The organism is Neobacillus sp. D3-1R (genome assembly GCF_052180215.1).
Lineage (GTDB): Bacteria > Bacillota > Bacilli > Bacillales > Cytobacillaceae > Pseudoneobacillus.
The window spans coordinates 1,408,599-1,421,090 of sequence record NZ_CP197471.1 but is presented as its reverse complement, the minus strand read 5'-3'; the positions used below and the strand labels follow the sequence as shown (position 1 = coordinate 1,421,090).

At 33.5% G+C, this 12,492-nt stretch carries 16 protein-coding genes; 3 read left to right on the top strand and 13 right to left on the bottom strand.

The window, feature by feature from the left end; translation table 11 throughout:
• Positions 1-23: 23 nt before the first annotated feature.
• The 3 genes from ACSBPO_RS07260 to ACSBPO_RS07250 all read right to left on the bottom strand — a co-directional run bounded on the left by ACSBPO_RS07260 (position 24) and on the right by ACSBPO_RS07250 (position 2,395).
• Positions 24-485, bottom strand: coding sequence for a hypothetical protein (locus ACSBPO_RS07260; RefSeq protein WP_442599386.1), 462 nt, complete (start codon positions 483-485; stop codon positions 24-26).
• A gap of 100 nt (positions 486-585) precedes the next feature.
• Positions 586-1,608 carry a SepM family pheromone-processing serine protease gene (locus ACSBPO_RS07255; protein ID WP_442599385.1) on the bottom strand — a complete coding sequence of 341 codons (1,023 nt, stop codon included), beginning with the start codon at positions 1,606-1,608 and terminating at the stop codon, positions 586-588.
• Complete coding sequence (locus tag ACSBPO_RS07250; RefSeq protein ID WP_442599384.1) at positions 1,592-2,395, bottom strand: patatin-like phospholipase family protein; 804 nt, start codon at positions 2,393-2,395, stop codon at positions 1,592-1,594. Before ACSBPO_RS07250 ends, ACSBPO_RS07255 begins: the two co-directional genes overlap by 17 nt.
• 238 nt (positions 2,396-2,633) lie before the next feature.
• Between ACSBPO_RS07250 and ylbJ the strand changes: the two genes are divergently transcribed.
• Positions 2,634-3,860, top strand: a complete 1,227-nt coding sequence (gene ylbJ, locus ACSBPO_RS07245) for a sporulation integral membrane protein YlbJ (RefSeq protein WP_442599383.1) — start codon at positions 2,634-2,636, stop codon at positions 3,858-3,860.
• 36 nt (positions 3,861-3,896) lie between these two features.
• Here ylbJ and coaD read toward each other — a convergent pair whose 3' ends face one another.
• From coaD to ACSBPO_RS07230, 3 genes are all read right to left on the bottom strand, one after another.
• The gene (gene coaD, locus ACSBPO_RS07240; RefSeq protein ID WP_442599382.1) at positions 3,897-4,379 is read right to left on the bottom strand and encodes a pantetheine-phosphate adenylyltransferase; all 483 of its coding nucleotides are present in this window, start codon (positions 4,377-4,379) and stop codon (positions 3,897-3,899) included.
• Positions 4,372-4,953, bottom strand: a complete 582-nt coding sequence (gene rsmD / locus ACSBPO_RS07235; RefSeq protein WP_442599381.1) for a 16S rRNA (guanine(966)-N(2))-methyltransferase RsmD — start codon at positions 4,951-4,953, stop codon at positions 4,372-4,374. The genes coaD and rsmD overlap by 8 nt, the downstream gene beginning before the upstream one ends.
• Positions 4,954-5,582: 629 nt before the next feature.
• Complete coding sequence (locus ACSBPO_RS07230; protein ID WP_442599380.1) at positions 5,583-6,983, bottom strand: hypothetical protein; 1,401 nt, start codon at positions 6,981-6,983, stop codon at positions 5,583-5,585.
• A 154-nt stretch (positions 6,984-7,137) separates the two neighbouring features.
• On the opposite strand from ACSBPO_RS07230, the gene ACSBPO_RS07225 reads away from it, so the two are divergent.
• On the top strand, positions 7,138-7,527 hold the full coding sequence (locus ACSBPO_RS07225) for a DUF7147 family protein (RefSeq protein WP_442599379.1): 390 nt from the start codon (positions 7,138-7,140) through the stop codon (positions 7,525-7,527).
• 81 nt (positions 7,528-7,608) lie between these two features.
• Here the strand turns inward: ACSBPO_RS07225 and ACSBPO_RS07220 are convergent, their stop codons facing one another.
• The 5 genes from ACSBPO_RS07220 to ACSBPO_RS07200 form a co-directional block, all read right to left on the bottom strand.
• Positions 7,609-7,884 carry a YlbG family protein gene (locus ACSBPO_RS07220; protein ID WP_442599378.1) on the bottom strand — a complete coding sequence of 92 codons (276 nt, stop codon included), beginning with the start codon at positions 7,882-7,884 and terminating at the stop codon, positions 7,609-7,611.
• A gap of 119 nt (positions 7,885-8,003) precedes the next feature.
• On the bottom strand, positions 8,004-8,450 hold the full coding sequence (locus tag ACSBPO_RS07215; protein ID WP_442599377.1) for a YlbF family regulator: 447 nt from the start codon (positions 8,448-8,450) through the stop codon (positions 8,004-8,006).
• A 93-nt stretch (positions 8,451-8,543) separates the two neighbouring features.
• Positions 8,544-8,963, bottom strand: a complete 420-nt coding sequence (locus ACSBPO_RS07210; protein ID WP_442599376.1) for a hypothetical protein — start codon at positions 8,961-8,963, stop codon at positions 8,544-8,546.
• Between the two features lie 285 nt (positions 8,964-9,248).
• On the bottom strand, positions 9,249-9,488 hold the full coding sequence (locus tag ACSBPO_RS07205; RefSeq protein WP_442599375.1) for a YlbE-like family protein: 240 nt from the start codon (positions 9,486-9,488) through the stop codon (positions 9,249-9,251).
• A 19-nt stretch (positions 9,489-9,507) separates the two neighbouring features.
• Positions 9,508-9,927, bottom strand: coding sequence for a YlbD family protein (locus ACSBPO_RS07200; RefSeq protein WP_442599374.1), 420 nt, complete (start codon positions 9,925-9,927; stop codon positions 9,508-9,510).
• Positions 9,928-10,347: 420 nt separating this feature from the next.
• Here ACSBPO_RS07200 and ACSBPO_RS07195 point away from each other — a divergent pair, with 420 nt between their 5' ends.
• Entirely contained in the window at positions 10,348-10,704 is a 357-nt protein-coding gene (locus tag ACSBPO_RS07195) for a hypothetical protein (RefSeq protein ID WP_442599373.1), read from the top strand.
• A 23-nt stretch (positions 10,705-10,727) separates the two neighbouring features.
• On the opposite strand, the gene ACSBPO_RS07190 is transcribed toward ACSBPO_RS07195, so the two are convergent.
• Both ACSBPO_RS07190 and ACSBPO_RS07185 read right to left on the bottom strand, forming a co-directional pair.
• Entirely contained in the window at positions 10,728-11,573 is an 846-nt protein-coding gene (locus ACSBPO_RS07190; RefSeq protein ID WP_442599372.1) for a CAP domain-containing protein, read from the bottom strand.
• A 361-nt stretch (positions 11,574-11,934) separates the two neighbouring features.
• Positions 11,935-12,372, bottom strand: coding sequence for a CBS domain-containing protein (locus ACSBPO_RS07185; RefSeq protein WP_442599371.1), 438 nt, complete (start codon positions 12,370-12,372; stop codon positions 11,935-11,937).
• Positions 12,373-12,492 lie beyond the last annotated feature (120 nt).

Sequence of the window (12,492 nt, the reverse complement as noted above, 5' to 3'; positions counted from 1 at the left end):
AAAATAGAGCTATGGCTATAGCTCTATCTCTTTTTGCTTATACTTTCTTTAAAAAATTGAAATATATACAAGATTATCGCCTTATATAAAAATAGGATAAGAAGCTGATAATGTTTAAGACGAACTAAGGAAGCGATACCTAATTTTCTTAGGATTAAGATTCCAGGAAAAACAAATAATGAATCGATAATAAAATTCGTAAGCATATAAAGTCGGAACCTGCCGTAGGTAAATTTCATAATCCAAAAAGAACCGATAAAAAATGGACCCCACATTAAAGGAAATTCTCCATTTATTTTTCGATGAAGTTTCTCATAAAACCACCACCATTTGCGTTTATATGCAATTATACTCTCAATAAAAATGACAATATTGATAAATATGACTGCTGGTAAAAATCGTTTAAATGACTTCTTACCAAGCAATGGTAGAGAAAACCAAGGTGCGATTAACATTCCTATTAACATCCATTTTTTATTTTTCATTTTGCACCTCTCTTTTTTCATATATTTACCAAAATATCCGGCAATTATTTAAAGTAATATAAAAAACCTTTGCCCCTATTAGGCAAAGGTTTTTTAGTTTCTATTTTTTTGCTGGAAGTAATTCAAGATAAGCCACAGCTTCATCAAAGGTATCAACTGGTATTATTTTCATTTTAGTATGAATATCTTTAGCCGTTTTTATAGCTGCATTATAATTGGAATCTTTAATTCCTTTTTCATTTGGTGCAAAGAAAATTTCAGCTCCCACTTTATCTGCAGCAACAATCTTTTGCTCAATTCCACCAATAGGTCCGACCTCTCCATTTGGATCAATGGTTCCTGTTCCGGCAATTTCATATCCTTTTGTTAAATCTTCTTTTGTTAATTGATTGTATATTTCTAAGGAGAACATTAGTCCTGCAGAAGGTCCCCCTATTTCTTCTGTATTAACCGTAACTTCAGGGTCTACCATTATCTCTTTGTCGTCTACAAGACCAATCCCTACTCCTTTTTTGGAGGGCTGATCAGGAAAAGGAGCAACAGTGAGACTAATATCTTTTGTTTGATTATTTCTTTCAATGGTTAGGTTGATGTTTTCTCCTTCTTTTTTGTTACTTACATACTCAATAAATAACTCAGAAGAACTAAAACTCTTATTATCTGCTTTAAATATTCTATCACCCGGTAGTAACTTTCCATCTGCAGGCATACCCGGATAGATATTTAAAACATATACTCCTTTATACTGATAATTAACAGGGAGACCATGTTTTTTGTAAGCAACTTCAATCGCATTAAGTTTAGAACTTTCCATAAGATGTAATTGACGTGTAGTATATTCCTCATCCGATTCATCGTCTCTTTTTATTACATCCACAGGATAAATTTCTTGATACTTACTTGCTTTAGCTAATAAATAAGAATAAATATTTGCTTTACCCATTCTGACTGTTGTTAACATAAAGTTTCCTTTTTCTTCAAAACCATTTTCTACTTTAATAATTGGCTCCAGTTCCTTTGCCATACCAGGTTTGGACACATAGTATGGTAATGTATAAAAGGAACTAGCCATGAATACAACAGCTGCGAATAGTAAAGAACCTATTTTATATTTCGTTTTCATTTTGCATAGGCTCCTTCCAGTTTTCCATTAATGTTCTTATATTGGGTAATTGATTTTTTGCTTCCTTTTCTCCCATCAAAATAATATCCTCGATATTGGTAAATGATTTGGAGCTATACATTTGGACCTGTGGACGAATCATTACATCAGAGGCAATTTCACGGTACGTAACCAATTCTTTTTGCATAATATCGATACTCTGCATAATGACATCATATATTGAGGTAATTTCTGCGTCACGCTTTACTTGAGAAACGTCAACCGCTATCACAATGTCAGCACCCATTTCCTTTACGACTGATACCGGAACTCGGTCAGCTACTCCTCCATCAACTAGAATACGATTATTCCATTTTACAGGAACAAATATCCCAGGAATAGCTATGCTTGCTCTGACCGCATCAGCTACTGACCCATTTTTAAAAACGACTTTTTCTCCAGACATTAAATCCGTAGCCACAATTGCTACGGGAATATTTAATTGTTCAATATTCTTGTTATGTGTAAAGACACGTACAAGCTCCTTGACTCTTTTTCCGGCTATAAAACCCATTTTAGGAACAGTAAAATCTAAGTAATATTTTCGTTTGAATGCCGTTGACAAACGGTAAAGCTGACCTAAATCAATTCCTGCCGCATAAAAGGAAGCCACAAGCGCTCCCATACTACTTCCGGCAATCATATCGATTGGTATTCCTTCATCCTTTAATACCTTTATAACCCCTAGATGAGCAAAACCTCTTGCTCCACCGGAACCTAGTGCCAAACCTATTTTTGGACGTTTCAAGGAGATTCCCCCCTCTTTCGAAACAGCGTTTGTTTTGGATTAAAAATTGTTACCTAAGCTTAGTCTAGAACAATCTTATGGTCTAATTTTCATTTCTATGAGTATATTGTGATATGTAGGGACAAGGTAATGTGAATTTAATTCCTTCAAATAAGGAATTTAAATCTATAATACATCCTATTCTACCATTCTTTAAGTTCATTGCATAATTTGGTGTTGGATAGAGGAGGTCTTGTTTTTGTGGCGTTCTAGGATCAAAACAGCTTTTTTAGCTATTGCCGTTACGATAATGGCAGCTTCACTCATTGTCTATCCCGAGGAATCTTTTGAAGCCTCTATTAGAGGATTAGATATGTGGTGGGAGATAGTCTTTCCATCTCTTTTACCTTTTTTTATTATCTCTGAAATGTTAATCGGGTTTGGAATTGTACGATTTATTGGAGTACTACTCGAGCCTTTAATGAGACCACTATTTAGGGTACCCGGTGTGGGTGGTTTTGTGTGGGCAATGGGAATGGCATCCGGCTTTCCAGCTGGAGCTAAGCTAACAGCACGTTTAAGACAGGAAAAACAAATTAGTAGGATTGAAGCAGAAAGACTTGTTTCATTTACAAATTCTTCAAATCCATTATTTATTTTTGGTGCCGTTTCAGTAGGTTTTTTTAAAAATCCTCACCTGGGTATAGTGTTAGCCTTGGCCCATTATTTAGGTAATATTTGTGTAGGCTTAGTAATGAGATTTTATGGAAGAAATGATCATGAAGAAAAAGAAAAGAAAAAAAACAAATCAAAATTTCCTATTCGAACAGCCCTAATTGCCTTACATCGTACAAGAGTAAAAGATAATCGTCCTATTGGAAAATTAATTGGTGATGCAGTAACCTCTTCCATACAAACATTACTAATGATCGGTGGCTTTATTATATTATTTTCTGTTATAAATAAAATTTTATTTCATCTTCATATTACTGCATTTTTGGCCAAAATCATTGAATATGTTTTCAAAGCCCTATCCATACCAAACTCCTTAAGTGTCCCACTTATATCTGGCTTATTTGAAATCACTCAGGGCAGTCAAATGGCAAGTCAAGTTCAAGATGCATCACTTTTACAATTGACTATTATTACAAGCTTTATTCTTGCTTTTAGTGGGTTCAGTGTTCAAGCACAGGTGGCAAGTATTCTTGCACAAACTGATATTCGTTTTCAGCCGTTTTTTTTCGCACGTATTTTACATGGTGTATTTTCAAGTTTATTAACGATTGTTCTTTGGAAAACGGTTTATGAACGATTTTATAATATTGAACAACCCTCCCATGCAATCCCAGTTTCATTGTTTAAGGAAGATTCCATTATTCATCATATACTTCCTTATATGAGTCATTATGGTCCATTATTAACAATCTCAGCCCTATGTTTATATACAATGATTTTAATGAGAAGATTTTACTTTAGCAAAAACTAAAAAATCCAATTTCCTCCTTGAGGAAATTGGATCTTTTTAGTTTTTAAATTTTTCTTTTAAGGCTTTTTGAACGGGGTGAGGTACTAAATCAGCAATATTACCATTATATTTAGCAACTTCTTTTACAATACTCGAGCTAAGAAAAGAATATTGATTATTAGTCATCACAAAAAAAGTTTCTATTTCTTCATCTAACACCCTGTTCATAGATGTTATTTGCATTTCATATTCGAAATCAGAAACAGCTCTAAGGCCTCTTAATATGGCATTTGCTTTTACACTTTTAGCATAATCCACAAGTAACCCTTGGAAAGAATCAACTTTTACATTTGGAATTTCTTTTGTTACCTCGTTAATAAGATTTATTCTTTCTTGCACACTAAATAAAGGCTGCTTGGATGAATTATTTAGTACAACCACATACACCTGGTCAAAAACCTTTGCTCCTCGTTTAATAATATCTAGATGGCCTAGCGTAATAGGATCAAAGCTTCCAGGACAAACTGCAATACTAGCCATTTTCTGCCTCCCCAATCATTTCATCTTTCAATTGATAAATTGAAATTCCGATAATTCCATATTTCTCTCTCTTTGTATTTTTTAGTAACCCAACCTCATCAGGTAATTGAATTTCCGAACTATGTTCACAAACAATAACACCATTACTGTTTAACATTTTTTCCTTCTCAATCGTCTCTAAAAGCTTCACTAATTGCTGCATTTTGTATGGTGGATCTAAGAAAATAAAATCGAACTTTATTTCCCTTTTTAAAATGGCTTTTAGGGCACGTTCTGAATCATTTCGATATACTTCTACCTTATCATTTAAATCGCATGCTGTAATATTTTCTTTAATAATTTGGAATGCTTTTGGGTCGCGATCAACAAAAATTACTTTATCTAACCCTCTGCTTAGGGCTTCAATACCTAACCCACCGCTTCCAGCAAATAAATCTAATCCAATCCCTTCCTCAAAATATGGCCCAACCATATTAAAGATAGCTTCTTTTACTTTATCAGTTGTTGGCCTAGTTGAACTTCCTGGAACAGCTTTAAGGCTTCTGCCTTTACATTTACCTGAGACAACTCTCATGATTTAATCACCACTATTATGACTTTTTCAACAAATATCCTACCATAACAAATGCCTCATTCCAAACTGTAAGATTAATATGCTCTATTTTATAAAGGTTCTTTTCTAAAACTTTGTTGCTTTTTGTAACTAATAAATAGGCATTTCACCGTATAGGGTGTTTAATTCATACGAAAGCGAAGAAAGGAACTGAGCACTTATTAAGAGAGCTCTAAAACCACTATCTATACGAAAACAACTTTTATAAAAAATAATAAAAAGGTGTATAAGCAAATAGTTTGTGGAAATAATGATAGTAACAGCATCTAATCGAGGATGTTGTTGCCAACCGCGGAGAAGACTTACGTTTCCCCATAAGTTCTTCCTCCGGTTTCTCCTCTCCCTTTGCCTTCTATCCTTATATAGGATATAGAAGGACCCTGCAACCATATGGTTGCAGGGTTTTTTCTTATGGCTCTTTTCTAAAACTTTGTTGCCTTTCCAATTTATTCAAAGGGATTTCTCAGTGCAGAATGAAACAACTCGTATAAAAATCAAGAAAAGAACTGCTCACTTGTTAAGAAAAGATGTAAAAATCCGTTTTTTTGGGATTTTTACCAAAAACACAATTTATACGAAAACAGCCTTTCTTATAAATCTTGATTATCCATTAAAATATTTTCCCCATCTTCTTTTATATTTATCTTAAATAAAGCGGTTAGCATGTTTTGGTCAATATAATAATGCTGCTTAATTTTGACGAAGGGAACCTCAAACAATCCATATTCATGACCATTCAATTGAAAATAATTTTGTGATGGATTAAATTGATACGATAGAGATTGTTTATGAACATATATTTGGTTATTTTTATAATCAATTTGATATCCCAACAACCCTAGGACTTGATCAACTGGATATAAACGCTTTGAGTTCATATAAAGTAAATCAACTTTTTTATCTTGTTCTCCATTCCATTGTATGAATTTACTCTCAACAAAATAAAGTAAAGGTATAGAAGGAATGTTAAGATTCTCTTGAAAAAAGTGAGTCTTTAGTCCTTTTACTTCACCTAAAATCGTATCCAGTTCTTTTTCATCCAAACTGGAAGGACTATTGATTACTTTTTGATAAAAATCACTCAACTCGTTCTTGGACAATTCCCTTTTCAGTTCACTTACTATTTCTCTCGTTTCCGGGTTAGCTGGTTCTTTATTAGATAGATAAGAACTAAAGACTTCCGATGCGGCGTCCGAATCAAATTCTAATTTCCGCTTAAAAAATTGTCTAACAAGTCTATTATCGATTTCTACAGGACTATGGTTTTTCTTTACGATTATCATATCTTTATTTTCATATTCAATTTCATTAGATGACACAATAACGATAAAGCTTATCTTGGGTAATTTTGGATATTGAGAAAATGTCCATTTTTTTTCGGGTTTTGCATTAGAATAATAGCCATAAGACAATTCTTGCAGATGATAATCTAACTTTGTTTTTTGAAAATATAAACTCTCAAAATCACCTTCTCCTGCAAATGAAAAAAAGTCAATGAGATCTAATTCTTTATAACCTTTTAATGGCAATCCTACAATCCATATTCCTTTGCGCAGAAATGATTCAGCTATGGTAACAGAGGAATGTTGTATAGAAACCTCTTTTAGTCTTATTTTCCAATTTGATAACAATGAATAATTTTTCTTACGATCCAAAGGGATAGAATAGACTATTTTTAGTTCTCCATCCTCGGATTGATAAGTAGTTGGATTTTGATCAATTGAGTTACATTTCTTCCCTGTCTTTGTTTGACAAGTCCATTTAGAAATATTGTCAGGAACCAAAATTTCATACTCGACTTTTGGGCTTAGCCCCGAGAAGGTTTGTTGGATATCCATTTTAGAAGATCCTGCAACTATTTGTATTTGTTGATTAGCTTCTTTTGTTATAGTAGTGGTACTACTAGTTGAATAGGCATGCCATTGCCACTTCAATAACAAACTTATTATCAGGGTTAAACACACCAGCAAGAGTAAAAAAAACTTTTTCATTATTTTTCCCCTTTGGGTTGATGTAAAAATTACTTCTATTCTTTTTTTCGTCATAAAAAGGAGTATGTTTAGAAATGTGCTACTAAAAGGCATATTTACTTCACCATTTTACATGATAAACTATTACCGTACTATATTTTTGGAGGACATAGAAATGATACAAAGATTTATTGAATTAGGCGAAGGATATTCGGATATATATGAATTAATAGAACTAACAAAAAACAATCAGCATCGATTAGCACACATGATGGCTTTTCATACGGATGTCAAAGGGAGAAAGGTTACATCACTTATTGCTGTAATGAAACCTACTGATGTTGGAGAATTTCAAGCTCTATATATTTGTAGAGAAGGGATCCCTAATCCACACATAACTCCAAATAAACGTTTTGATTTATTTAAAGAATTAGCTGATGAATTACAAAAAGAAATCATTGAAATTACGATTAAGCCTTCAAATGAGTTTAAAGAACTTGCCTTATTTTATCAATATGTGATAGCCATTTTAAGATTAAACCATTATATACCAGCGCTAAAATAGAAAAAATACTGAGCTATAACCCATTCTGACTTCTATGAATGGGTTTTTTCCCATAAAAAAAAGGAGGAAATCCCTCCTTATTTAAATACCCATCTTATAGTCATATTCTTTTGCTTTATCCGGCGATGAATTTTCATATTCCATTTTTAAAAATGGTTTGTACGACGGTTCTACTTTCTTCACAAAGGAATAAGCTTGAAGTTTTTCAATGTTTTGCTCTACATCTACTTGATCACAATAGATGACAACATACTTTAATCTTTTCGAAACGAAATGTACATTTCCGAATCTTCTTAACATTTTGGCTTGTTTAAGAGAGTGAAGCCAAACGATTATACCTTGGCGTTGACCAAACATCGTACATACTCCTTTAAAACTCGTTGTTTTAATAAGTCTAGCATATGTACAGAGCATTTTTCAATATATTAAAAAAAGTCTTACCATTTGTAGGCAAGACTTGCATTAAGGATAAGTTCTTATGAGCAGCCACAGCTTCCACCAGAACCGCATCCACCAGTACTACATCCTGATGAACTATCAAAGAAAGGGTTACCAGTTGGGACTTTAACATGACTAGAAACAGATTTACCAACAATCATACTTACTTCATCTAACAATTGTTGAAGGTCGTTTTCCGCGATTTTAAACTCAGCAACCAGTTCATCTAAGTCCATTTCCCTCTTTATATTTCTAATTTGCCCCATAACAACCTTGTAATCCGGATGATATTTTCCGAAACGTTGGACCTCTTCGTATCGATCTTTCATACGAACAAAGTTTTTAATTTTCCCCTGTGTTTCTTTATTGGATTGTAATTTATATAAACAAATCTGATATTGCTCTACAATATCTGATTGTAAGATCATCTTCGCTAATTCCTCTGCTTGGTCAAGCAATAGAATTCGTTCAGTTGTAGCAAGCATGCTTTTCGCCACCTCCATTACTAATATTAACATGATGAACAAAAAGCGCAAGCGTATTGATTGACTATGGATTGACCTTACAAAAATAAATTCCTATGGTATAGTGATAATTATTTCTTTTTTTAATGCTGTTCTTTGACCATTATGATTAATTAGCTCAAGGGCTATACGGTGGTTTCCTTTTCTTAAATCCCTTAGAACAAATGCAGCTGATTCAACCTCCTGCTTCATTTTTCCATCTATATAGACTCGCATTTTTCCCGTTTGAACATTTTTATTTTCAGACTTTCTAAAGGAAAAGTTCCTTATCATACATTCAACAAATACTTCATTCCCTTTAATATAGTGCTTTACCATAAATGGATCTTTATTGGGTTCAACCATTGCAGATGCTACGATTACCCTCCCCTTTTGCATATCATTGCTTTTTGACTCAGGTTTAGGAAGATCCTGCTGACAGGCAATTAAAGGTAAAGTCATGAGGAAGATACAAATACGAGCAATCTTCTTCAATATTCATCACTCCTTTTGCCTGTATTGTTTACTAATCCCACTAATTTTACTCGAGGCTCTTTTCTGAAACTTTGTTGCTTTTTCTAACTAATAAATAGGCAATTCACAATATTGGGTTTTAAACTCATATGAGAATTAAGAAAAGAGCTGGGCACTTTTTTAGAGAGCCTGTAAAAATCCGGCTATAGGGATTTTTACGAAAATCCAATCTATACGAAAACAACTTTACTCGAACATTAAACTTTAAAAAGCTTTCTCCATTCATGAAAGAAAGCAAGTAAAAAATTATTCAGTTTGGTTCATTGCTTGAAACATATGCATCATCATAGAGGCCATTTGAACACTGTTAGAAAATTTTTCTACATGATCAGGAATTGTTTTCCTAAAATAATGGAGGGATGCGACTTCAAATGATTGTAAATCATGTGGATTTCTACCTAATTTCCTATACCATATTGGCTGTTGCCTAATAAATTCTTTTAAATCTTTCTTTTCCTGAAGGTATTCCATTATTTCTGTCCTCATCTACGAATTTACCCCCTTATTAATCTTTTCGAAAAGAAAATGGATGGGACGGTTGTCCTGTTTGGTTTCGATTACTTGGTTGAGATGGTGTTTGAAACTGAGACAACAGCCCTTGAACGGCGCCGATTGCTTGACTAACGTGGTTTATATGCTGCTGCATTTGATTGGCATCAATCGTTTTTAAATAACCAAATAATTGACCCATCCAGTCTGACTTTTTCTCTTCTGTATTTTCGGAGGTATCTTTATTTTTATCCTTTTTCTCTCCAGAATGACTAAAATTTTCCCATCTTGGGTCATCCTCACCAAGCAAATACCAGTCTTCATACAATTCTTGCCAAGAAACATTACCGCTTCTAACCTCTTTTATGATTTTAGGATTTTGCCTTACAAATTCCTTAAATTTCACAACATTGGGATGAAGTTTTTTGGAAGTCATTATTTTCACCTCAAATCATTTAGGTTGCGCCTAAGATAGGATATGAAAATAGCCAAAGAAATGTGAAAGTTAGACCATCAGGTTTGCGTAATTCTCGATTCAAACTTTTTAAAGACTGTTTTCGTATAAATTGTGGTTTTGGTAAAAATCCCAAAAGCCGGATTTTTATATTTTTTCTTGAAAAGTGAACAGCTCTTTTCCTGATTTCTATACGAATTTTATCATTCTGCACTGAGAAATCCCTTTTAATAAATTTGAAAAGCAACAAAGTTTTAGAAAAGAGCCTTTGTAAATGATAATATAAAGAAGGACAATTTTTTTTAGTTATAGAAAGCTTCAACATTCATATAAACTGAAAAGACAATTCATTTTAGACCCAAAGACAATTTCATCCTAAATCTGCTGAATAGAGGAAAAAATATGGTAACGGCTATTCTTATTCCGGCAATACTATTCTATTTTTATTGGTTATCAAGAAAAGAGCTAAAAGAATATGAAAAAAAATGGAACAACTTAAATAACCTTCATGAAGAGGCAATCGTCACAGGTGAAATTCTACAGTTAACCGTCACAAAGAAAAGATTTTACTATCATCGATTTATTCAAGTTATGGAAATTCAGTTAAAAACCGAAACAAAAACGATACCTGTAAAGAGAATTACTCCATACAGAAAAAGCAATGAATCAGTTAAACTCAAATCAGGTAATTTTGTCCGCCTCTACGGAAATTGGCAAGAAAATGAATTTCAATTTTTACGATATGATGTAATAAATTAAAAGGAGCTATGTTCATAGCTCCTTTACTCTTCCCATTTTTGTATAAAATTTTGTGTATAGTATTTGTGGTACACACCCACACCGAGATGTGTATATTCTTCACTAAGGAGAGTTTCTCGATGCCCTTTACTATTTAACCATCCTTCTACCACAGCAGGTGCATCAATATAATTTGCGGCAATATTCTCACCTGCCAGTTGATAAACCACATTGGCTGTCTTTAACCGATCAGATAATTCACCATATTTTTCAGAGGTATGCGAAAAGTTAGTAGTCTCAAACATATCCTTACTATGACCTAGTGCAACCTTTGAGGTCTCATCATCCCATAGGACAGGCTCTAATTTATGTCTTATCCGTAAAATATTGGTTAGATCAAAGATTTGCCGTTCCGTTGCTTTTTCAATAGCATCCCATTCCGTCTCCAAAATTGGTTTAGGCTCAAGTAATTCTCCTCGGTACACTAATTCATATGGACGTTGTTTTATCAACGTAGATGGATCTATAAAACGTACACTAGACAACTTTCCAGTAAATTTATCGAAATATAGTTCAGCAAATATATTATCTAATTGTATTAATGGCCTCATGTTAACATCTGTATCATTTAATTCAAATCGATAGGAGCTGTTGTCCAAATCAATGTTAATATTCGTCTCAATAAAAACAGTAGAAAATATTTTTTCTATTGGCTGGCCAATTTTAAATGGTGCGGCATCAATATCCTTACCAATCACATAAATAGTTACTACTTTATTATCTTCTACTCCTACTTGTACATATTGATCATATTCAGCATTATATATATACCATTTGTAACCATAATAAGAAGGATCAATTCTTGCTGGTTTCCCTAACAATTGTTCCATTGCTTTAATATCTTTCCCTATTAAGACAGATATTCCTTCTGTTGGTCTATTTTGAGAAGAGTAGTTCGTATCTTGAGGATTGGTTTGAAGGGAGCTATCAACTTCTGAGGTGGGCTGTTCATTCTGAATTAAAGCTTCGTTTTCTCCATCCTGACTGAAGCTTACATAAAAACCAACCGTTAAAAATACTGCTACTAAAATTAATATTCGAATAAGTCCGCGCAGAGGTTGCCCTCCTCTCTTTTACTCTCTATCTTCAATATATGATAGTTATAAATTATTATATCATCATTAATTGCATTGTTAGATAGTAAATACAAGATTCGTCAAAAAAAATTTAAAGGCGCCAGAGGCGCCTTTTTTAATGTTGAAGTCCATTATATCCTGGTTCCGATATTTCTGATAAAGCTTTTTTAGCTTGATCATCTGTGAGATCACGTACTGCAAAGTCACCAAGAGCTACAATACCAACTAGTCTGTTGTCTCCCTCAACTACTGGTAAGCGGCGAATTTGGTGCTTAGCCATAATTTGCGCTGCCTCTCTAGTAGTAGTTTCAGCTGTAACTGTAATTAGCTCTTCACTCATAATATCTTCCACTTTAGTCGATCCTGGGTGTTTCTCAGCCACTCCACGGACAACAATATCTCGGTCCGTTATCATCCCTACAAGAGTCTCTCCATCGACAATGGGAATGGCACCAACATTCCATTCCTTCATTTTAGTTGCAACTTCAAACACATTATCTAATAATGTACAACACTCAACATCATCAGTCATAATATCACGAATCGTATCCATACCTTACCTCCTAATAGTGTTCTATGAAGAATGCCTCTTAACACTAAAGTAGGATACCCTTTAATTGTCTTTCCTATCCGCCTATAAAATTAAACGATTTTAAAATGATATTGTTAGACG

Bases quoted from the DNA above. Each gene is read 5' to 3' on its own strand.
- ACSBPO_RS07190 (WP_442599372.1), bottom strand. From the start codon at position 11,573: ATGGAACAATTGTTAGGGAAACCAGCAAGAATTGATCCTTCTTATTAT.
- ACSBPO_RS07255 (WP_442599385.1), bottom strand. From the start codon at position 1,608: ATGAAAACGAAATATAAAATAGGTTCTTTACTATTCGCAGCTGTTGTA.
- ACSBPO_RS07220 (WP_442599378.1), bottom strand. From the start codon at position 7,884: ATGTTTGGTCAACGCCAAGGTATAATCGTTTGGCTTCACTCTCTTAAA.
- ACSBPO_RS07200 (WP_442599374.1), bottom strand. From the start codon at position 9,927: ATGACTTCCAAAAAACTTCATCCCAATGTTGTGAAATTTAAGGAATTT.
- ACSBPO_RS07185 (WP_442599371.1), bottom strand. From the start codon at position 12,372: ATGGATACGATTCGTGATATTATGACTGATGATGTTGAGTGTTGTACA.
- coaD (WP_442599382.1), bottom strand. From the start codon at position 4,379: ATGGCTAGTATTGCAGTTTGTCCTGGAAGCTTTGATCCTATTACGCTA.
- ACSBPO_RS07230 (WP_442599380.1), bottom strand. From the start codon at position 6,983: ATGAAAAAGTTTTTTTTACTCTTGCTGGTGTGTTTAACCCTGATAATA.
- ACSBPO_RS07205 (WP_442599375.1), bottom strand. From the start codon at position 9,488: ATGAGGACAGAAATAATGGAATACCTTCAGGAAAAGAAAGATTTAAAA.
- ACSBPO_RS07225 (WP_442599379.1), top strand. From the start codon at position 7,138: ATGATACAAAGATTTATTGAATTAGGCGAAGGATATTCGGATATATAT.
- rsmD (WP_442599381.1), bottom strand. From the start codon at position 4,953: ATGAGAGTTGTCTCAGGTAAATGTAAAGGCAGAAGCCTTAAAGCTGTT.
- ACSBPO_RS07215 (WP_442599377.1), bottom strand. From the start codon at position 8,450: ATGCTTGCTACAACTGAACGAATTCTATTGCTTGACCAAGCAGAGGAA.
- ACSBPO_RS07195 (WP_442599373.1), top strand. From the start codon at position 10,348: ATGGTAACGGCTATTCTTATTCCGGCAATACTATTCTATTTTTATTGG.
- ACSBPO_RS07260 (WP_442599386.1), bottom strand. From the start codon at position 485: ATGAAAAATAAAAAATGGATGTTAATAGGAATGTTAATCGCACCTTGG.